Here is a 20,365-nt window from a genome sequence, read left to right on the forward strand (position 1 = left end):
AATTATTTTAATTAAATTTGCTAAAAACTAAATAATTATGTTGTCGAAAAATATAGAAATAGCTTTAAACAAGCAAGTACGAATCGAAGCAGAGTCTTCGCAAACTTATTTGTCAATGGCCTGTTGGGCAGAAGTCAACGGACTAGAAGGAATTGCAAACTTTATGTATGCACAGTCTGACGAAGAACGTCAGCATATGCTTAAATTAATAAAATACGTAAACGAACGCGGTGGACATACCAAAATTACGGACTTAAATGAGCCAAAAACTTCGTACGAAACATTTAAAGAAATGTTTGAAGCATTGTACCAACATGAGCTTTTTGTTTCGAATTCTATTAATGAATTGGTTCACATCACTTTTGACGAAAAAGATTATGCTACCCATAACTTCCTACAGTGGTATGTTGCCGAACAAATAGAAGAAGAAGCAACTGCTAAAAACATTTTAGATAAAATCAATTTGATTGGAGACGATAAGGGAGGATTGTATCTGTTTGATAGAGATATTCAACAAATTGCAATCGCTGCGAGTGCACCTGCTGCGAAATAAATCTACCTTTTACCGTAATCAACTTAGCCTAAAGGAAATTAAATTTCTTTAGGCTTTTTTTATGAAAAAAAATGATTAAGTTTATTTAGAATAGATAAAAATAATATATCTTTGTATTGATTTAATTCATTTACACGATGTGCAAGAAAGAGAAGGAAAAAGAGAAAAAGAAAAAGAAGATTAAAAATATTCTTGACACCATGAAAAAACCATCTCAATGCAAATCAAAATGCTGTGAAAAATACAAAAAAGGTGAAAAAAAACGCTGTGGAAGTTGCCCTATGTTTGACCTATTAAAAAAAGTGTCCTAAAATAAAATACAAATGCCCTCTTTATCGGAGGGCATTTTTTTTAAATAACATTTTACTAAGGACTTCAGTCTTTATTTATGCTATAAAGCATTCAAAAGCGAAATAATATCGTCTCCATAATTTGCTGTTTTGTTTTCTCCAAAGCCCTTTATAGATTTAAAATCCTCGAGAGTTTGTGGCTTTTTAATAGCAATAGCAACTAATTCAGAATTATGACAAATCATATAGTGCGGCAATAGTAATTGCTGCGATTTATCACTTCTCCACTTTTTTAGCGCAAAATAGATTTTCTTATCCTCAACGGATAATTCCATTTCTTCCTGAGAGGCTTTACTTTCCTTTTTGGGCTCATAAAAAACAACGGCGGACCAAAAATCTACGGTAGTAGTTGTTACAAAATTAGTGGAAGTCAATTTGATTTCGACAGAATCCAAAAACGCATTCATCCGGTTTTGATCTTCCTGACAATTCGTTTTATCGAGGCGGATATTAAAAACTTTGATGTTCATAACAATGGCTTTTTAAAGTTAAACTACTTACCTAAAAGAAGCAATTCATTCACAACAACCTCTGTGATGTATCGTTTTTCTCCATTTTTATCATCATAACTTCTGTGAGTTAGTTTGCCTTCGATGGCAATTTCTTTTCCTTTGGTTACGAATTTTTCGATAATTTCAGCAGTTTTTCCCCAAGCTACAACTTTGTGCCATTCGGTTTGTTCTACTTTTTCACCTTTGTCATTTTTGTAACTATCGTTGGTGGCGATGGTTAAATTGGCTAATTTTTTTCCTCCATCAAAATTTTTGATTTCTGGCTCTTGTCCTACGTGACCGATTAACTGTACTTTGTTTTTCATTGCATTCATGGCGTGTAAAATTTAAATTGTTAGTATATAGTTTGTTGAATTGTTCGTTCAAATCAACAGGGCAAAGATGCGACAGCTTTAAAAATTTAATCGGTTGATAACTACTTACTTTCGGTTGTAACTATTTGTAACCGTTTGTAAATGGAAATTATTTAGTATATTTGATTGATTTTAAAAGATTTACTCCATTTTAAAATCTGTAAAGAAATTTCAATTAAATACCACCAACAAGGATGATTTACAAAATACTACAATTTACCGACCTCCATTCCGGCGAAGAAGACAAGCAAAAAGTGTTGGAAAATGTAAAATCCAATATTTCTTTTCGAGGGTCCAACCTATGGATTTTGGCTTGCGCAATAGTAGTGGCTTCCATCGGATTGAATGTCAATTCGACCGCAGTAATTATTGGTGCCATGCTTATTTCTCCGTTAATGGGCCCCATTATTGGAGCAGGATTTGGACTTGGAATGTATGATTCCGAACTAGTAAAAAAAGCTTTAAAAAATCTATTTATCGCTACCATTGTAAGTTTGGTTGTGTCCACAACTTATTTTTATTTGAGTCCTTTCAAAGAAACCCAATCCGAATTATTGGCCCGAACTTCGCCTAACATTTATGATTTATTAATCGCTTTTTTTGGCGGACTTGTGGGCGTTATTGCCATTACCAGAGTCGAAAAAGGAAATCCAATTCCAGGTGTTGCCATTGCTACTGCATTGATGCCGCCCTTGTGTACCGCAGGTTACGGATTGGCCATTGGCAACCTGAGATTCTTTTTGGGCGCCTTATTTCTATATTCTATTAACTGTGTTTTTATTTGCATTTCGACCTTTCTAATTGTGAAATATTTGAAATACCCCGCTGTAAAACAAGTCGATGCCAAACGCCAAAAACAAATCCGATATGGAATTACAACTCTGACATTGGTTATGATGATTCCAAGTGTTTTTTTCGCCTATAAACTTTTCGACGAAAAAAAATACAGCCAAAAAGTAGATCTTTTCATTGAAAATGAATTTACAAGCAAGGGACATACCATTGTTTATAAAAAAATTGATTTAAACTCCAGTCCAAAAAACATTGAACTCGCCTTTTTAAGGCACAATTTCAATCCCGCAGAAATCAAATCGTTTAATAAAACATTAACGGACTACCAAATTGACAATACCGAATTGACCATAAAACAGGATACCACTGATATTAAAAAATACATTTTAGATCAAATCAATTCCGGTAAATCGAATTTGGATTCAAAAGATATCACGATCAATCAGTTGAAAAAAGAAATTGAATCCAATAAATACAACAATCAAGCTTTGCTAGATGAAATGAAAATTATTTTCCCTGAAATCGAAAGCGTTTCGATATCCAATCATAATTTTGCTGTCAGTGCCGATAGTTCCTATGTTCGACCTGTTTTGATTTATGGAAGTAAAACCAATTTATCCGATGAATCAAAACTAAAATTAAAATTGTGGCTGCAAAAAAGGCTCTCCAAAAAAGAAATTGAAATCTACAAACAAGAAAATAATAAATCAAAAAGCGCTTAATTTATTAGTCCTGTACAGACTCAGCAAACAAAAGTTTTATCAATCTACATTTCAAAAAACTTATGCAAACAAAAATCAAGAAAGTCGAATTACGTAATTTGCAAATTGAAGATTACAAGGAGCTGAAAAAATCAATGATAATGGCGTATCCTGATATGGAAAACTCCTATTGGAGAGAGCAGGATATTGAAAAATTACTCGACATTTTTCCCGATGGGCAATTGGTAATCATCGCCGACGGCATAGTTGTAGGAGCCGCGTTATCTTTAATTTTAGAAGAAAAATTGGTGGACAAGAATCCAAATTACGCCAAAATAACGGGGAATTATTCGTTCTCTACACACAACCAAGAAGGTGCGATTTTATACGGAATCGATGTATTCATCAACCCTGATTATAGAGGATTGCGTTTGGGAAGACGATTGTATGACGCCCGAAAAGAACTTTGTGAAAAACTGAATTTGAAATCCATCGTTTTTGCGGGTAGAATCCCAAATTACAACGAACATTCCAAAAAACTGACTCCAAAAAAATACATCGACAAAGTAAAACGCAAAGAACTGCACGACCCGGTCCTTTCCTTCCAGTTGAGTAATGATTTTCACGTCATGCGAATTATGAAAAACTATCTCGAAGGCGATGTCGATTCGAAAGAATTTGCAGTTTTACTAGAATGGAACAACGTTTATTATGACGAAAGCCCCCAATTAATCAACACGCTAAAAAGTGTTATCCGACTCGGATTAATACAATGGCAAATGCGTCCGTTGGCTAATTTGGATGCTTTATTTGAACAAGCCGAATTTTTTATTGACGCCGTTTCAGGCTACAAAAGTGACTTCGCGCTTTTTCCTGAATTATTCATTGCCCCATTGATGGCCGATTACAATCATCTGTCGGAACCAGATGCCATCCGGGAATTGGCTAAATATGCGGACCCAATTCGCAAAAAATTTCAGGAATTTGCCATCTCCTACAACATCAACATCATTTCAGGAAGTATGCCTTATTTAGAAAACGGCACTTTATACAATGTGGGTTTTCTGTGCAAACGGGACGGAACTTCCGAAATGTATTATAAAATTCACATCACGCCGAATGAAGTCTTGCATTGGGGAATGAAAGGCGGCTCGCAAATTAAAACTTTCGACACCGATTGTGGAAAAATAGGCATTATCATTTGCTATGATGTGGAATTCCCTGAACTCTCAAGGCTATTAGCCGATGAGGAAATGAATATTTTATTTGTACCTTTTTTGACTGATACCCAAAGTGGTTACACCCGAGTAAAACACTGTTCGCAGGCCCGAGCCATCGAAAACGAATGTTATGTTGCCATCGCCGGCTGCGTCGGAAATCTGCCGAAAGTGAACAATATGGACATCCAATATGCGCAAACTGCCCTATTTACGCCGTCGGATTTTGCTTTTCCAAGTACCGGAATAAAAGCCGAAGCGACACCCAATACCGAAATGACACTAATCGTGGATGTCGATTTGAATTTATTGAAGGAACTGCACGAGCACGGAAGCGCCCGAATCCTAAAAGACCGCCGAACCGATTTGTATGAAATTAAAAGAATAAATAAAGTCTGATGAAAACTAATTTCGACCTCGAAAAACTAAAATTCCCCATTGGAAAATGTCCAAAAACAGATGATGCATCCCCCAATGATGTGGCAACTTGGATAGCGACCATTGAGCAATTTCCGGCGAAAATAAAAAACCTAACTTCCAATCTTTCTGACGAAGAATTGAATTGGATTTACAGACCTTATGGATGGTCTATCAAGCAAGTGGTGCATCATTGTGCCGATAGTCATATCAATAGTTTCATCCGATTCAAATTGGCTTTGACTGAGGATGTGCCTACTATTAAACCGTATGAAGAACAACTTTGGGCTGAACTTGTGGATGGCAATTCGAATGCTATTTCGCCCTCGATACAAATCATTGAAGGAGTTCACGCCCGTTGGGTTCTGCTTTTGAAAAGCTTAAAAGAAAATGAGTTGAAACGACAATTTATTCATCCTGCCAATATCAAAATCCTGAGTTTGGACGAAACAATTGGTGTTTATGCGTGGCATTGCAACCATCATTTGGCACATATTGAACAAGCCTTGAAATACAAAGGGCAATTTTAAAAAATAAAAAACAATTACATTTTAAATAAAATAAATTTCAAAACTTTTTAAACCATTAAGGTATTAAGCAAATTAAGTTTTTCATTCTTCTTAATGAACCTTAATTTTCTTAATGGTTTGATACAAAACGAAATACTATGACTAAAACCTGCCTCGAATGTGGAGAAAAAATTGTGGGTCGCGAAGACAAAAAGTTTTGCAGCGACGGTTGCCGCAACGCCTACAACAACAAAATAAACAAAGATAGCACCAATTTTATGCGCAACGTCAACAACAAATTGCGCAAAAACTACCGAATTCTTTCGGCTTTGAATGTCGACGGAAAAGGAAAAACGACCAAGTCAAAACTATTGAGCAAAGGATTCGATTTTGAATTTTTCACCAATATCTTGACCACAAATACCGGAAACACCTATTATTTTGTGTACGACCAAGGCTACCGTGTATTAGAAAGTGATTTTTATATGCTAGTCAAAAAAGAAATTTAGATCCCAAATCTACTATTATTATGAAAAAAAGTAATTCCTCCATTTTATCCGTTTTGTTCATTCTGGGTTTCCTAGGATTTACATTCTTCACGATGATGCCCCAATGGACCGCCGATGAGGATGCTCCACTTGCTGAGTTTTCGACCAAAAGAGCTTTGGAACAAGTCAAAAACATTTCGCAAAAACCGCATTTTGTAGGTTCCGAAAATCACGATGTCGTCGCCAATTATTTGCTGGAAGAACTCAAAAATATGGGCTTGCAAACTTCTGTTCAAGAAGGTTTTGCTTTTTCGGATGGGGGAACTTTGACCAAATGCAAAAATATCTTGGCTCGAATTAAGGGAACCAATAGCAACAAAGCCTTGCTTTTGCTATCGCATTACGACAGCGCCCCACATTCCTACTCCAAAGGCGCAAGCGATGCAGGTTCGGGCGTGGCAACGATTCTCGAAAGTGTTCGGGCATTTACCAGCGCCAAAAAACAACACAAAAATGACATCATTATGCTGTTTACCGATGCCGAAGAGTTGGGTTTGAATGGTGCTGCGCTTTTTGTTACGCAACATAATTGGGCAAAAGAAGTCGGATTGGTTTTGAATTTTGAAGCCCGTGGAAGTTCTGGTCCAAGCTATATGTTGATGGAAACCAATGCCGGAAATGCTGGATTGGTCAACCATTTTTTGGCTGCCAATGCCAAATATCCTGTTTCGAATTCCTTGATGTACAGTGTTTACAAAATGCTGCCTAACGATACCGATTTGACAGTTTTCAGAGAACAAGGTAATATTCAAGGTTATAATTTTGCTTTTATCGACGGGCATTACAATTACCATACAGCGCAAGATGACTTCAACCATTTAGACAAAAACACCTTGGCGCACCAAGGAAAATACTTGGTTCCTTTGTTGGATTATTTTTCGAATGTCGATTTGAATTCGACGCAAACCACAGAAGACAATGTCTATTTTTCGATTCCTTTTAGCTTCATCAGTTATCCATTTAGTTGGGTTTTGCCAATGGTCATCATTGCTTTAGGACTCTTGTTGTTCTTGATATTTATTGGCTTGGGCAAACGAGTTTTGTTCTTTCCAGAAATGGCTAAAGGATTTGTTCCGTTTTTGGGTTCGGTGCTAGTTTCAGGTTTAGTTACCTTTTTAGGATGGAAATTATTACTGCAGATGTATCCGCAATACAACGACTTGCTCAACGGATTTACTTATAATGGTCACGATTACATAGCCGCTTTTACGCTCTTGAGTTTGGCAATTTGCTTTGCTTTTTACCAGATTTTCTCCTTCAAAAAAGTGACGATGAACCATTATGTCGCGCCACTATTCATTTGGATTCTCCTCAACGGATTGATTGCTTTCTTTCTCAAGGGCGCAGGATTTTTGATACTTCCGGTTTTTGCCGGCTTGCTGATGTTGACTGCTTTTGTATTGACACAAAAATCAAAATGGATCTTGAACCTCTTTCTGAGCATTCCCGCCTTATTGCTGATTGCGCCATTTATCCAAATGTTTCCCATAGGTTTGGGTTTGAAAATACTGTTCGGAAGTGCCATTCTCACAACTCTTTTATTTGCTTTACTGTTGCCTGTTTTTGGTTCGTTTACACGAAAGGGAATGGTTTCGTCTATTTTGTTTTTGTTGGCAATTGGCTTTTTTGCGAAAGCGCATTATTACTCCGGATATGAATCAGGCAAAGCCAAATCGAATAGTTTAGTCTATATTTTGGACGCCGATAAAAACAAAGCCATTTGGGCGACTTACGACACCAATCTCGATGAATGGACCAAAAGGTATTTGGGCGAAAACCCAAAAGAGGCCAAAGAATTAAGTGGAAATCCTTTGTCAAGTAAATACAATTCCGGCTTTACTTTTGTGGCTGATGCACCAATAAAAACGCTTTCGAGACCCAATATTGAATTCCTGACAGACAGCATCATTGGCGGTAATCGTTATCTGAAAATCCGAATCACACCTACTCGAAAAGTCAACCGCTATGAGGTTTTTGCCAATGAAAATGTAGCTATTCGAAATTTCAAAGCCAATGGTTTGACGTTATTAGGACAAAAAGGTTCCAAATACGAACGAAAAGGCAGAAAATTGGTGAGCTATTATGTGGTCGATCAACTGCCATTAGAAATCGAATTTAATGTTGCCGCCAATAGTATTTTGGATTTGGAATTAATGGAAAGTTCCTTCGATTTGATGACTAATCCACAATTTCAAATGGCAAAACGAGCCTATTGGATGATGCCAACGCCTTATGTTTTGAATGATGCGGTGGTGCTAAAACAGAAAATAAAACCGAATAGCAAAGCCTCAATGATAATCGACACTACAACGGCAAAACCTTCAAAATTGAAAGATAGTCTGAAATAAAAAATTGTGATAATAATTACTAACCACTTAATAGCAATTCTTATGAAAAAATCCATTTTATTCGCTTTTGCCCTTCTTTTAGTAATGGCATCCTGCAAAAAAAACGAAGCAAGCCCTTCGGCAAAAAATGACAACAGTGCCACCGTATATTACAACGGTGATATTTTAACTATGGAAGGAGACAATGCCACTTATGCCGAGGCGGTAGTGGTAAAAGACGGAAAAATTACTTTTTTAGGAAGTAAAGACGAGGCGATGAAACAAGCCGGACAAGGACACGCAATGGTAGATTTGGAGGGCAAAACCTTGATGCCTGGATTTATAGACCCTCATTTACACCCAAATCTTGGTTGTTTTATTTTGAATACTAAATTCGCAACTCCATTTGATTGGAGCTTTCCTTGGGGAAAAGTGAATGCGGTTCGAGGTCACAAGGCATTTATTGATAAAATAAAAGAATATGCCAATGAAATTTCAAATCCTACTGAACAACTAATCGTTTGGGGCTATATGGAACCTTTTCACGGGGAGATGTCGCGGAAAGAATTGGATGGAATTTCTACCACACGACCGATTATGGTTTGGCAATATTCAGCACACGAAATGATAATGAATACTGCGGCACTACAATCTTTAGGGATAACTGAAGCACAAACAAAAGGAAACTCCCAGATTTTTTATGACAAAGGCAGATTTGTAGAAGCTGGATTTTTCAATGTAGTAGTTCCCAAGTTAGTGCCAACAATGAGAAATGAAAGTGTGATGAAAATTGCTATGGGAAAACTTCGAGATGTTGCGCATATGGGAGGAATTACTACTCTTGGAGATATGGGAACAGGTTCTTCGGGTGAACTTCTTGGGGATTATAAATTTATTGTTGATGGTTTAGAAAATGATGAAACGCCATTTCGGATGCAGCTAACACCCGATGTCAATACTTTAAGCTTAATGAATGGTGGAGATCTTGAAAAAACCCTGGAAATTGTAAAAGATTTTGAAAAAAAGGGTTCTAAACATATTTTAATTAATCACGCCATAAAATTATACAGTGATGGCGCTTTTTTTGGACAAGCATTCCAAGTATTGCCTCCAGGATATCTAGATGGTCATACAGGAGAATGGATAATGGATCCTAAGAGATTACATAGGGATATGAAATTTTGGTGGGACAAGGACTACCCCATTCATATCCACTGTAATGGAAGTTTGGGTCTTTCTTCAATACTCGACGAACTCGAAATATTGCAAAAAGAATCACCTAAAAAAGATCATAGATTAACCATTGAACATTTTGGTCAGTCGTCACCCGCACAATCAGCGCAAATAGCAAGATTAGGAGCAGTAGTTTCGGCTAATCCCTATTATTTATATTCAATGGGAGATAAATATGTCAGTGATAAAGTTCTTGGAAAAGAAAGAGGTTCCGAAATGGTTCGCTTAGGTTCGTTAGTCAAAAACAAAGTCCCTTTTGCTCTTCATTCTGATTTTACAATGGCTCCAATTCAACCCTTACTTTTGGCTTGGATAGCTGCAAACCGTGTAACTGCCGATGGTACATTAATGGCTCCTCAGGAAAAAGTGTCTGTTTATAATGCTTTACAAGGAATTACCAGTAATGCGGCTTATATGTTGCGATTGGAAAAAGAAACCGGAAGTATAAAAGTGGGCAAAAAAGCGGATTTTGTAATCTTAGCCGAAAACCCATTAAAAATAGACCCAATAAAAATCAAAGACATTAAAATTCTAGAAACTGTTTTTGAAGGCAAAGCATTTCCAATAAAAAATCAATAAACAAAATAGTCTGGGCAAATTTGATTTTGTCCAGACTTTTCATTTCTAGTGCAAAAGTTTATTTTTATTCTAAAATAGTAGCGATATGAATCTAAAATGGATAACAATTTCAATAGTTTTTTCATTATTTTTTACAGGCTGTCAGTCCAAAAAAATGGAAGATAAAAAACCTCCAATTGCTGAAATAAAAACAGCCAATATACAAGATGCAATTCCGTACGCTGTAGCTCAAAATTATTTCGTGAAAAACACTCTCGATGCTATTGCAAACCCGAAAATTGAAACGGAAAAAGTCTTCAATTCCTATTTTGGCTGAGCCACTACTATGGGCAAAACGGCAAACCTACTGCTATAGATTTTGCAATAGCAAATTAATAACTATATTAGCTGAAATAAGCTGAGTATTTTACAACACGAAGCCACTACAAATTTAGTAAATTTTGGGTTTTGTATTGCTGGTCTTAAGAAGTTCTCAAAATCTAAAACCAATATTTTAAGTTAAATTTTCTATCTTTGGTACATTATGGAAATTCAATAAAATCGAATTAAATGAAATTAACAGCGGGACAGTTATATAAAAAATTAGTTACTGACAATAATTTAATCGGACAAAAAGGTAAAATTACCTTTAATTTAATGAATATAACTTTAGAAGTTGAGACTAAAGATACGGTTGGAAATTTAGTTCAAGAATGGATTAAAGCTTGGATGCTAAAGGAAAATATAGACTTTGGAGATCCGCCAAATACACAAGATTTCCCTGATTTTCAATTAGATTTAACAGATCCTAAAAAAGGGTTGTTAGAAGTAAAATGCTTTGATTATGATGCCTCTCCTAATTTTGATATTGCTGCGTTTTTAGCCTACAGAAGGTCACTACTGGAATATCCATTTAGGTTAGATTCTGACTATTTAATAGTAGGTTACTCTATGCAAGGAACTGACATTATTATAAAAGATGTTTGGTTAAAAAAAGTTTGGGAAATATGCGGACCAAGTGAGCAATGGGCTTTACGATGTAATGTTAAACAAGGAGAACCAACAAATATCAGACCCATAAAATGGTATGATAATTCTAGAACAACCTTCAAACCTTTTAATAACGCAAAAGAATTTGTTGAAGCATTTGATAACACTCAAAGACAATGGGCAAGAACATCACGAGATGCCGTAACAAGTACTTGGCTAAAAAAAGTAATTAGCGGGTACAAAAAAACAACCGGTAAAGTTTTAATTTGATTTATTTCAACACTTCCATTCCATTTTCAACATAGTTTTCCATTTCGTTGGCTAGATAAATTTTAGCCAAACTTGACGCTACATGCTCAACAACCGGAACTGCAACAGTATTCCCTAGTAAATCAAAGGCTTCAGTTTCTTTCGCTAGAATTTCATACCATTCCGGATAACCAAATAAACGTAACCCCTCTCGAATTGTTAATCTTCTTAAGCCACCATTATCTGGAACCGCTAATCGAGAAACATCAGTAGCAACTAGTGTTGGAGCAATATCATTTGGATCCAATATTTTATTTATTTCAAAACTTAGCTTACCTGTAACTATATTGTACCCTTTAGGTTTACTTTCATCAAAAATTCGATATTTTTTTTCGCCTTTTTCAGTTTTTTCACTAACTAATTTTTTAGGGTGTTCAAATCTCAAATATCCCTTATTAACTAAATCGTCCAATAAGAATTTAAGATTATCATTACCATGGAAAGTAGATATTTGTTTTAAAGTTAAAGCCATTCCATCCATCCAATCTATACCAATTTTTTCAGCCCAATGTTTTTTACGTCTTTCTTTAAAAAGCTTATTCAACAAAATAATTTGATCATCTGTAACCTCACCTTTAATCCCAATATCCCAACTATGAATGTTATTATCCCCTCCTCTTTTATCTTTTATCGATTTTCCATACAAATCTTCCATAGCAAAATGGCTAAAAAGTTTTTTAGTAAAATCTGACTTTATCGTTTCTAATCCGTTTTGTAAAATAACCTTTAACGGTTTAAATCCTATAGTATTAAAAGATAGGTTTGCTTTTTCATCTTTTGTACCTACAATAAAGATCCTTTTGCGAGATTGAGGTAGACCAAAATCAATAGAATCTAAAACTTTCCAGACAACATTATAACCTAATTCTACTTCTAGTTTATATAGAACAGTGGATAAAGTCCTTCCAATTTTATCGTACTTATTTTCTAAATCGTGCTTTACAAGTCCTTCAACATTTTCAAGAATAAAACCATATGGGCTTTTTTCCTTTATAATTCTTTCAATTTCAAAAAACAATGTCCCTCTTGTATCTACAAAACCTTGACGCTTTCCTCCAGCGCTAAACGGTTGACAAGGAAATCCTCCCAATAAAAAATCAAAGTCTGGAATTTGTTCATTCTTAACCTGAAAAATATCGCCTACAAAATAATCGTGGCTAAAATTTTTAATCAAAGTTTCAACTGCATATGGCTTAATCTCGGATGTCATTACACATTCTGTTTCAAAACCTAATTCTTTAAAGGCCTTTTCAAAACCTAATCTTATTCCTCCAAGTCCAGCAAATAAATCTATAAATTTAACTTTTGGCATATAATTATTTTTTTAGGTTATATTCTGCTTGTGGTTCAGCAGCAATTGATAATTGATTTTCGTATTCTACAATTTCTATTTTTTCACAACCAATAACAGTTAAACATTGTAAAAAGAACGATGCGCTAAATGTACCTCGACAGATTTTACTATCGATACTAGATTTAGTTTCTTCAATTCCGATTTGTTCAAGTAAATTTGCCAAGTCTGCGTTTGAAATTCCTCTGCGAACCAATTCTGACTTTAATAAACGCTTGGCTTTGTCATTCCAATATGACATAATTCATAATTTTAATATATTGCAAATATGTATAATAATTTGTATATATGCAAATAATTTAGCAAAAATAAAAAAATAAGATTACACAGTGGATAAATTGCAGCGTTTTAACGACTGCATAGGTTTGCTTTTTATCCCTATTGCCAAATAAGTTTGTTAAAACTGATTCTATTGATACGCAAAACTTAAATTTATATGCTGACAATTCAAATTTCCTCATTTCAAAAAATTCCCTAAGCAATTCTTTCCATTATTTAACCTACTTTTGACCATTCAATTTTTTCACAATGACACAAATTAGTATTCTCGGTTGCGGTTGGTTGGGTTTGCCTTTGGCGAAAACCTTGCTTGAAAATGGGTTTTCAGTAAAGGGTTCGACGACTTCTCCTGAGAAACTTTCAACTTTGCAAAACTTGGGGATCCAGCCTTATCTGATTGCACTTTCAGAAGATAAAACGAGTGGAAATCTAAACGGATTTCTAGAAAATTCCAAGATTTTAATCATCGATGTTCCGCCAAAACTTCGCAGTGCATCAACTGATCCTTCGACTGCGCTCAGGATGACATTCGTTTCTAAGATTAAAAACATAATTCCGTTTGTAGAAAAATCAACTGTCGAAAACGTGCTTTTCATCAGTTCTACATCGGTTTACGGTGAGGATAATTTAGACGTAACCGAAGAAACAGAATTAAATCCAGATACCGAAAGCGGTAAACAATTAGTCCAAACAGAGCAACTTTTGCAAAGCAATCCGAATTTTAAAACCACGATTTTACGTTTCGGTGGACTCATTGGCGAAGACCGACATCCCATAAAATTCTTGGCGGGACGAAAAAACATCGAAAATCCAAATGCTCCTATCAACCTGATTCATCTGGAGGATTGCATTGGAATTATTCTAGCGATTCTTCGACACGCTCATAATGACAAATTGGACTGGAACGAAACTTTCAATGCCGTCGCACCGCACCATCCCAGCCGAAAAGAGTATTACACCCAAAAAGCCACCGATTTAGGATTGGCTTTGCCAGAATTTAATTGTGAAAGCCCTACTTTTGGCAAAACAATTTTGAGCACGAAGATCGAAACTGTTTTGGAATATACTTTCAAAAAACCCAAATTATAAGTTGAAAACTAAAATAAAAAACGCTTTTACTTCAAAGGTGAACTCCATTGGTTTACCCATCCTAGCTTTATGCTGGGTCAGTTTTTTTTGGGGAACCACTTGGCTTGCTACAAAAGAAGGGGTAAAATATATGCCGGCTTTACAATTGGCTGCAATCAGGCAATTCATAGGTGGATGTTTGTACGTGGCTTTCTTTTTGTATAAAAAAGCCCCTTGGCCAAAGGGAAAACAATGGAAAAGTATTATCATTTTAAGTATTTTAAATTTTGTGTTAAGCAATGCTTTGAGCACTTGGGGCGTGAAATACATAAGCAGTGGTTTGGGTGCCATTATCGGCGCTATTTTCCCGCTGTGGATTGTCTTAATTACCGTTTTTAAAGGCGAAAAAATTGCGCGATTATCGATTTTGGGTCTTGTGGTGAGTTTTGCAGGAGTTTGCGTTATTTTCTACGACCATCTCGCTGATTTTATAAAACCTGATTTTAGATTTGGTATTTTCCTGTCTTTATTCTCCACTTTTACTTGGGCTTTTGGTACGCTCTACACCCGAAAAAAAGCGGCCAGTTTTAATCCTTATTTCAGTTTGGGTTTGCAAATGCTGATTTCGAGTATACTCTTACTAGCGATAACTGGAGCAACGGGGACTGGAATAAATATCACAGAGATTCCGGCTAATTCGTGGTGGGCGATTGGCTATTTGACCATTATCGGCTCGGTTTTGACCTTTATCGCTTTCATTTATGCGCTGCAACATTTACCTGCTCATATTAGCAGTGTTTATGCTTATATCAACCCCATTGTAGCCGTTTTGTTGGGTTCGATAATTTTCGAAGAACCTCTAACTATTGCAATTGCCATTGGCGGAGGCGTCACCTTATGCGGATTGTATATGGTGAATTATTCGATTCGGAAAACAAGAATTTGATAATAAAAACTCAAGATCGATTTTATTTTCAAACTGTTTCTCTGATTCATTTTATTACTAGTCAGAGGGTTTTCTACATTTGTAATGACCGTTTTAAAAAAAAAGTTATATTTACTACAAATTACCCTTGCCATTACAGTAGCAGTTTGCTTTTTAACCCTTAAATTCAAAATTATGACAGTAAAAAAAATGGTGTTGATTCCAGCTCTTTTTTCCTTTTTGGCGATTTATGCTCAAGACAAAAAAAATAGCGTAGTCCCAAATGAAAACCTCATCACGCAAAATATTGCGGAAATTCCAAAAGACCTAGCCGTTCAAGTAAAAAAATACGCGGAAGCTCGCGGGGCATCTTTGGTCGACGTTCATCCCACAAAAAACGAAATTATCATCAATACTCGTTTTAGTTCGACTGCACAATTGCACCGTATCACTCAACCTATGGGTGCTCGAACGCAAATCACGTTTTTTGACGAGCCCGTAAGTGGCGCCTCTTTTGAGCCCGTAAAAGGAGATTATCTGGTATATTCTAAGGATGTTGGCGGCAATGAATTTGGTCAATTATACAAACTTGATCTCAAAACACTGCAATCAACTTTACTCACCGATGGTGGTCGATCACAAAACGGCGGAATCACTTGGCGGAAGGACGGTCTAGGATTCTACTATTCCTCAACCAAAAGAAATGGTGGAGATCGTGATGTTTATTATATGAATCCAAACGACCCAAAAACCAATAAACTCGTTCTAGAGGTAAAAGGTGGTGGATGGGGAATCTCGGATATTTCAGATGATGGCAAAAAACTACTCATCAGCGAATATATTTCTGCCAATGAATCCCATATTTGGCTTTTAGATACAGAATCTGGCAAATTATCCGAAGTTACCGATAGAAAATCAACTGGAATTATCCAAGCGGGTGCCTTGTTTTCAGATCAAAAAGATGAAATTTGGTTCGTTACCGATCGAGATAATGAGTTTCAGCGTCTCGCCACAATGAATTTAGACACCAAAAAAGTAAGTTATCATACTTCTAAAATCCCTTGGAATGTAGAAAATGCCAATTTATCCGAAGATAAAAAATCGTTTGTTTTTGTAACCAATGAAGCCGGAGTAAACAAAATGTATTTGATGAACACCAAAGACAAATCGTATGCTGCTGTCAAAAATATTCCTATCGGACTCATTGGCGGGGTTAGTTTCAGTAAGGACAATCAAAGCATTTTCTTCACACAATCGACTGCACAGACCGCATCCGATATCTATAAGCTGACCATTAAAACAGGAGTCATTGAACGCTGGACCGAAAGCGAACTAGGCGAAATGCAACAATCGGATATGGCGCTTCCGAAATTCATCGAATGGAAAAGTTTTGATAATCTAAAAATATCCGGATTTTATTATCCCGCTGCGGCAAAATTTACCGGAAAAAGACCCGTTCTTATCAATATTCACGGCGGACCTGAAGGACAATCGATGGCTTCGTTCTTAGGCAGCAGCAATTATTATACTAATGAAATGGGCGTAGCGCTAATTTATCCTAATGTTCGTGGCTCGTCTGGTTTTGGAAAAACATTTATTGCCAAAGACAATGGGTTTTTAAGAGAAGATTCAGTTAAAGATATAGGTGCTTTGCTAGATTGGATTGCGCAACAACCTGAATTAGACAAAGACAAAATTATGATTATGGGTGGCAGCTATGGCGGTTATATGACTTTGGCCACAGCCTATCATTATGCCGATAGAATCAAATGTTCAGTTGATATTGTAGGGATTTCCAACTTTAATACCTTCCTGAAAAATACTGAGGAATACCGCAGAGATTTGAGAAGAGTAGAATATGGCGATGAGAGAATTCCAGAAATGGCAGCTTTTTTCGAAAAAATGGCCCCGTTGAATAATATTGACAAAATCAAAAAACCAATGTTTATTATCCAAGGAACCAATGACCCGAGAGTTCCCGTAACCGAGGCCACACAAATGCGCGACAAGCTAAAAGCTAATGGCAATGTGGTTTGGTATCTAGAAGCAAAAGATGAAGGTCACGGTTTTAGAAAAAAAGCCAATGTCGATTATCAACGATTGGCTGTGATTCGATTTATGCAGGAATATTTGTTGAAATAATTCTAAAAAAAATTCCCAAGTGTGAGCTTGGGAATTTTTTTGTTTTATAACTTACCAGATTTTCACTCGTTTTTCTGAAGCGATGTACATTCCGTCGCCTTCCTTAATGTCGAAAGCTTTGTAGAAGGAATCTACGTTCTGCAAAGGAACGTAGGCACGATACATTCCTGGAGAGTGTGGATCAGTTTTAACCAAATTCTTAATCGCTTCGTCACGCATTTTGGTTCTCCAAACAGTGGCCCAAGAAATAAAGAAACGTTGTTCAGCTGTGTAGCCGTCTATCAATCCTGGGTTGCCATTTTCTTTTAAATAAATTTGCAAACCATCGTAAGCAGCATTTATCCCTCCTAAATCTCCAATGTTTTCGCCTAAAGTAAATTTTCCATCAACGAAAGTCCCAGGCAAAGGCTGCAAAGCACTGTATTGATCAGCCAATGCTCCTGTCAAAGCTGCAAATTGTTTCTGATCTTCTGGTGTCCACCAATCTTTTAGGTTTCCGTCGGCATCATAACGTGACCCCGAATCATCGAATCCGTGAGAGATTTCGTGACCAATCACGGCACCAATTCCTCCATAATTTACAGCTTCATCGGCTTGGTAATTATAAAAAGGAGGTTGCAAGATTGCTGCAGGGAAAACAATTTCATTATACGAAGGATTGTAATAGGCATTTACCGTTTGTGGTGACATTCCCCACTCTGTTTTATCTACTGGTTGGTACAATTTGTCGATATCTTGTTTATTTCTCCATCTTGAAATTTGCATCGCATTTTCGAAATAAGTTCCACCTTCTTCAGGGCTTTTCAAAGTTAAGGCCGAAAAATCTTTCCACTTGTCAGGATATCCAATTTTAATTTGCGATTTGTGTAATTTTGCGATGGCACTTACTCTAGTTTCTGCCGACATCCAAGGCAAATTATTGATGCGGTTTTCAAAAGCAAGGATCACATTCTTGATCATTTTCTCGGCTTTTACTTTAGCTTCGGGTGGAAACTTTTTCTCCACATATAATTTTCCTAGTGCTTCACCAGTAGCCCCATTGATCACTTGTAAAGCATTCTCTTTTAGTGGTCGTTGCTGCACTGCACCTGTTAATGTTTTACCATAAAACTCCCAATTGGCGGTTTCAATTGAAGTCGATAATCTACTAGACGATCTATTAAGCAAGGTCCAACGCATATAGGCTTTCCAATCTTCGACTTTGTTTTCTTTGAAAATGGTTTCCAATGCAGTCATATATTTAGGCTGCGAAACAATTAGCGAATCTGCTTTGGTCAAACCTATTTTTGTCATATAATTCTTCCAGTCAATTGAAGGTGTCAATTTTTGCAAATCAGCAACAGTCATCGGATTGTATGATTTTCTTCGATCTCTTCTTTCTACTCTGTCAAATCTTGGTTTGGACATCGCAATTTCTAAGGCCAAAATTTTATCGGCATCTGATTTTGCTTGAGCGGGATTCTCGCCCATCAACTGAAGCATTTTTGTTACATGCAACACATATTTGTCTCTCTTTTCTTTAGAATCCTTATCCTCCGAAACGTAATAATCACGATCCGGCAAACCTACACTTCCTGGCCCGAGATTGATGACATTTCTGTTACTGTTTTTTGCGTCAGGGCCAATACCCACTCCGAAAAAACCAATCCCACCAATGGCATCCATTTCAATCATTAATGCTTCTAAATCCTTGGTGTTTTTTACAGCATTTATTTTAGCCAAATAAGGTTTCAAGGGCGAAATGCCTTGCTTATTTCGACCCACTGTGTCCATAATCGTTTTGTATAAATTTATGGCTTTGCCTTGGTCGGTATTGGATTTGTATTTTGGATTTTTGGAGGCTTCTTCCAAAATTGCCAGCGCATCCTTATCTGTTTTTTCACGCAACTCATTAAAACTTCCCCAAGTGGTTTTGTCTGCGGGTATTGCGGTTTTATCAAGCCAAGCACCGTTTACAAATCTAAAAAAGTCATCATTAGGTCTTGTTTTCTTATCCATATAAGAGGTGTTAATGCCCGGCTCTTGTTTGACCGCAGTCTTTTGAGCGCTAATTGACGTAAACCCGATAAGTACGGGAAAAACAAAGATCAATTGTTTTTTTAAATGTATTTTCATAGTTACTTAAAATTTAATTGTTGCGTAAAACTATTCATAATTTCATAACTCTATAATAAACATTTGTTAAAATAAATTATCGACTTTATAAGAACGCAATTCCGTTTTGTATTTTTGCTGCAAATCATTTTTTATGGGTTCCTTTTTCTACAATTATCGGAAATTCTTTGCTGCACTATTGGTGTTTTCTGCAATTACTATAGCATTGTTTTACAGCGCTTTGAAACCCCAAAAGACCCTGCCTATATTTAATCCCTCAGATGTAAACCCAGAATTGGTCGATTCTACGGTGCAATTCGTTAGCAAATACCACACGATTGCCGATTTTTCGTTTACAAATCAAAACGGAAAAATCATTACCCAGAAAGATTATGAAGGCAAAATATATGTAGCTGATTTTTTCTTCACGACTTGTAAATCCATCTGCCCCAAAATGACCACCAATTTGGTCGATGTGCAAAAGGCTTTTCTAGACAATCCAAAGGTAAAACTGCTGTCATTTACCGTAATGCCAGACATTGACAGCGTTTCAGTATTGAAAGAATATGCCAAAATAAACGGCGTAATTGATAGCAAATGGAACTTAGTTACAGGCGACAAAAAAGCGATTTATACCATGGCGCGAAAATCCTATTTGGCTGTAAAACAAGGCAAACCCGAAGAGCAATACGATATGGTTCACACCGAAAATTTTGTGTTGGTTGACTCCAAAAAAAGAGTTCGTGGTTTTTATGACGGAACGAATAAAGAAGAAATTCAAAAGCTAATCGAAGACATCAATTGGCTTGTGGAAGACGAGAAATAGCAAACCTGACATTTGTCAGTGTATATTCTTTTTTTTACTGTACTTTTGTAATCTAAAATCAATCTAAATAAGAAATTGAAAACTACGATTGCCAGTTTAAAAAAAGGAGAAAAAGCCATCATCAAAGATTTTGATGCCGATATTATTCCGCTAAAATTATTAGAAATGGGCTGTTTGCCTGGCAACAGCGTCGAATTACTTCAAATTGCTCCTTTTGGCGATCCTTTGTATTTGGATATTAACGGTTCACATCTTGCCATCCGTATGGAAACTGCTCGCGAAATTGAAGTGGAATGTATTAAAAATTAACT

19 protein-coding genes are annotated in these 20,365 nt (G+C 36.3%); 14 read left to right on the top strand and 5 right to left on the bottom strand.

Translation table 11 applies throughout. From position 1 onward, the window contains the following. The first annotated feature begins 37 nt into the window (after positions 1 to 37). Positions 38 to 553 carry a ferritin gene (locus tag E1750_RS11270; protein WP_133276869.1) on the top strand — a complete coding sequence of 172 codons (516 nt, stop codon included), beginning with the start codon at positions 38 to 40 and terminating at the stop codon, positions 551 to 553. A 391-nt stretch (positions 554 to 944) separates the two neighbouring features. Here the strand turns inward: E1750_RS11270 and E1750_RS11275 are convergent, their stop codons facing one another. Next, positions 945 to 1,373, bottom strand: a complete 429-nt coding sequence (locus E1750_RS11275; protein ID WP_133276870.1) for an HRDC domain-containing protein — start codon at positions 1,371 to 1,373, stop codon at positions 945 to 947. 23 nt (positions 1,374 to 1,396) lie between these two features. Then, complete coding sequence (locus tag E1750_RS11280) at positions 1,397 to 1,729, bottom strand: single-stranded DNA-binding protein (protein ID WP_133276871.1); 333 nt, start codon at positions 1,727 to 1,729, stop codon at positions 1,397 to 1,399. A gap of 233 nt (positions 1,730 to 1,962) precedes the next feature. On the opposite strand from E1750_RS11280, the gene E1750_RS11285 reads away from it, so the two are divergent. The 8 genes from E1750_RS11285 (at position 1,963) to E1750_RS11315 (ending at position 11,330) form a co-directional block, all read left to right on the top strand. Beyond that, complete coding sequence (locus tag E1750_RS11285) at positions 1,963 to 3,282, top strand: TIGR00341 family protein (RefSeq protein ID WP_165698037.1); 1,320 nt, start codon at positions 1,963 to 1,965, stop codon at positions 3,280 to 3,282. A 62-nt stretch (positions 3,283 to 3,344) separates the two neighbouring features. Beyond that, the gene (locus E1750_RS11290) at positions 3,345 to 4,877 is read left to right on the top strand and encodes a carbon-nitrogen hydrolase family protein (RefSeq protein ID WP_133276872.1); all 1,533 of its coding nucleotides are present in this window, start codon (positions 3,345 to 3,347) and stop codon (positions 4,875 to 4,877) included. Further along, positions 4,877 to 5,425 (top strand): YfiT family bacillithiol transferase, encoded by a 549-nt coding sequence (locus E1750_RS11295; RefSeq protein ID WP_133276873.1) that lies wholly within the window; start codon positions 4,877 to 4,879, stop codon positions 5,423 to 5,425. The genes E1750_RS11290 and E1750_RS11295 overlap by 1 nt, the downstream gene beginning before the upstream one ends. A 137-nt stretch (positions 5,426 to 5,562) precedes the next feature. After that, positions 5,563 to 5,913, top strand: coding sequence for a hypothetical protein (locus E1750_RS11300; RefSeq protein WP_133276874.1), 351 nt, complete (start codon positions 5,563 to 5,565; stop codon positions 5,911 to 5,913). Positions 5,914 to 5,933: 20 nt separating this feature from the next. Continuing rightward, complete coding sequence (locus E1750_RS11305; RefSeq protein WP_227873884.1) at positions 5,934 to 8,300, top strand: M28 family peptidase; 2,367 nt, start codon at positions 5,934 to 5,936, stop codon at positions 8,298 to 8,300. A gap of 42 nt (positions 8,301 to 8,342) precedes the next feature. Then, positions 8,343 to 10,091 carry an amidohydrolase gene (locus E1750_RS11310; RefSeq protein WP_133276875.1) on the top strand — a complete coding sequence of 583 codons (1,749 nt, stop codon included), beginning with the start codon at positions 8,343 to 8,345 and terminating at the stop codon, positions 10,089 to 10,091. Between the two features lie 154 nt (positions 10,092 to 10,245). Continuing rightward, the gene (locus E1750_RS17765) at positions 10,246 to 10,407 is read left to right on the top strand and encodes a hypothetical protein (RefSeq protein ID WP_165698038.1); all 162 of its coding nucleotides are present in this window, start codon (positions 10,246 to 10,248) and stop codon (positions 10,405 to 10,407) included. A gap of 233 nt (positions 10,408 to 10,640) precedes the next feature. Next, complete coding sequence (locus E1750_RS11315; protein ID WP_133276876.1) at positions 10,641 to 11,330, top strand: NgoBV family restriction endonuclease; 690 nt, start codon at positions 10,641 to 10,643, stop codon at positions 11,328 to 11,330. A 1-nt stretch (position 11,331) separates the two neighbouring features. Here the strand turns inward: E1750_RS11315 and dcm are convergent, their stop codons facing one another. Together dcm and E1750_RS11325 are read right to left on the bottom strand one after the other, a co-directional pair. After that, a complete protein-coding gene (dcm, locus tag E1750_RS11320; protein WP_133276877.1) occupies positions 11,332 to 12,681 on the bottom strand; it encodes a DNA (cytosine-5-)-methyltransferase in 1,350 nt (449 codons plus the stop codon). A 4-nt stretch (positions 12,682 to 12,685) separates the two neighbouring features. Then, complete coding sequence (locus E1750_RS11325) at positions 12,686 to 12,961, bottom strand: DUF6471 domain-containing protein (RefSeq protein WP_133276878.1); 276 nt, start codon at positions 12,959 to 12,961, stop codon at positions 12,686 to 12,688. Between the two features lie 287 nt (positions 12,962 to 13,248). Between E1750_RS11325 and E1750_RS11330 the strand changes: the two genes are divergently transcribed. From E1750_RS11330 to E1750_RS11340, 3 genes are all read left to right on the top strand, one after another. After that, positions 13,249 to 14,088, top strand: coding sequence for an SDR family oxidoreductase (locus tag E1750_RS11330; RefSeq protein ID WP_133276879.1), 840 nt, complete (start codon positions 13,249 to 13,251; stop codon positions 14,086 to 14,088). Position 14,089: 1 nt separating this feature from the next. Next, positions 14,090 to 15,013, top strand: coding sequence for a DMT family transporter (locus E1750_RS11335; RefSeq protein WP_133276880.1), 924 nt, complete (start codon positions 14,090 to 14,092; stop codon positions 15,011 to 15,013). A gap of 174 nt (positions 15,014 to 15,187) precedes the next feature. Continuing rightward, positions 15,188 to 17,134 (top strand): S9 family peptidase, encoded by a 1,947-nt coding sequence (locus E1750_RS11340; RefSeq protein WP_133276881.1) that lies wholly within the window; start codon positions 15,188 to 15,190, stop codon positions 17,132 to 17,134. A gap of 51 nt (positions 17,135 to 17,185) precedes the next feature. Here E1750_RS11340 and E1750_RS11345 read toward each other — a convergent pair whose 3' ends face one another. After that, positions 17,186 to 19,249, bottom strand: coding sequence for a M13 family metallopeptidase (locus E1750_RS11345; protein ID WP_133276882.1), 2,064 nt, complete (start codon positions 19,247 to 19,249; stop codon positions 17,186 to 17,188). Between the two features lie 133 nt (positions 19,250 to 19,382). Here E1750_RS11345 and E1750_RS11350 point away from each other — a divergent pair, with 133 nt between their 5' ends. Beyond that, positions 19,383 to 20,054 (top strand): SCO family protein, encoded by a 672-nt coding sequence (locus E1750_RS11350; RefSeq protein WP_133276883.1) that lies wholly within the window; start codon positions 19,383 to 19,385, stop codon positions 20,052 to 20,054. 75 nt (positions 20,055 to 20,129) lie between these two features. After that, complete coding sequence (locus E1750_RS11355) at positions 20,130 to 20,363, top strand: FeoA family protein (RefSeq protein ID WP_133276884.1); 234 nt, start codon at positions 20,130 to 20,132, stop codon at positions 20,361 to 20,363. The last annotated feature ends 2 nt before the right edge of the window (positions 20,364 to 20,365 follow it).

Source organism: Flavobacterium nackdongense, assembly GCF_004355225.1.
Taxonomy (GTDB): domain Bacteria; phylum Bacteroidota; class Bacteroidia; order Flavobacteriales; family Flavobacteriaceae; genus Flavobacterium; species Flavobacterium nackdongense.

What these genes read in the sequence shown, in the direction of transcription:
- E1750_RS11270 (WP_133276869.1), top strand. Translation starts at nt 38, where the DNA reads ATGTTGTCGAAAAATATAGAAATAGCTTTAAACAAGCAAGTACGAATC.
- E1750_RS11275 (WP_133276870.1), bottom strand. Translation starts at nt 1,373, where the DNA reads ATGAACATCAAAGTTTTTAATATCCGCCTCGATAAAACGAATTGTCAG.
- E1750_RS11280 (WP_133276871.1), bottom strand. Translation starts at nt 1,729, where the DNA reads ATGAATGCAATGAAAAACAAAGTACAGTTAATCGGTCACGTAGGACAA.
- E1750_RS11285 (WP_165698037.1), top strand. Translation starts at nt 1,963, where the DNA reads ATGATTTACAAAATACTACAATTTACCGACCTCCATTCCGGCGAAGAA.
- E1750_RS11290 (WP_133276872.1), top strand. Translation starts at nt 3,345, where the DNA reads ATGCAAACAAAAATCAAGAAAGTCGAATTACGTAATTTGCAAATTGAA.
- E1750_RS11295 (WP_133276873.1), top strand. Translation starts at nt 4,877, where the DNA reads ATGAAAACTAATTTCGACCTCGAAAAACTAAAATTCCCCATTGGAAAA.
- E1750_RS11300 (WP_133276874.1), top strand. Translation starts at nt 5,563, where the DNA reads ATGACTAAAACCTGCCTCGAATGTGGAGAAAAAATTGTGGGTCGCGAA.
- E1750_RS11305 (WP_227873884.1), top strand. Translation starts at nt 5,934, where the DNA reads ATGAAAAAAAGTAATTCCTCCATTTTATCCGTTTTGTTCATTCTGGGT.
- E1750_RS11310 (WP_133276875.1), top strand. Translation starts at nt 8,343, where the DNA reads ATGAAAAAATCCATTTTATTCGCTTTTGCCCTTCTTTTAGTAATGGCA.
- E1750_RS17765 (WP_165698038.1), top strand. Translation starts at nt 10,246, where the DNA reads ATGGAAGATAAAAAACCTCCAATTGCTGAAATAAAAACAGCCAATATA.
- E1750_RS11315 (WP_133276876.1), top strand. Translation starts at nt 10,641, where the DNA reads ATGAAATTAACAGCGGGACAGTTATATAAAAAATTAGTTACTGACAAT.
- dcm (WP_133276877.1), bottom strand. Translation starts at nt 12,681, where the DNA reads ATGCCAAAAGTTAAATTTATAGATTTATTTGCTGGACTTGGAGGAATA.
- E1750_RS11325 (WP_133276878.1), bottom strand. Translation starts at nt 12,961, where the DNA reads ATGTCATATTGGAATGACAAAGCCAAGCGTTTATTAAAGTCAGAATTG.
- E1750_RS11330 (WP_133276879.1), top strand. Translation starts at nt 13,249, where the DNA reads ATGACACAAATTAGTATTCTCGGTTGCGGTTGGTTGGGTTTGCCTTTG.
- E1750_RS11340 (WP_133276881.1), top strand. Translation starts at nt 15,188, where the DNA reads ATGACAGTAAAAAAAATGGTGTTGATTCCAGCTCTTTTTTCCTTTTTG.
- E1750_RS11345 (WP_133276882.1), bottom strand. Translation starts at nt 19,249, where the DNA reads ATGAAAATACATTTAAAAAAACAATTGATCTTTGTTTTTCCCGTACTT.
- E1750_RS11350 (WP_133276883.1), top strand. Translation starts at nt 19,383, where the DNA reads ATGGGTTCCTTTTTCTACAATTATCGGAAATTCTTTGCTGCACTATTG.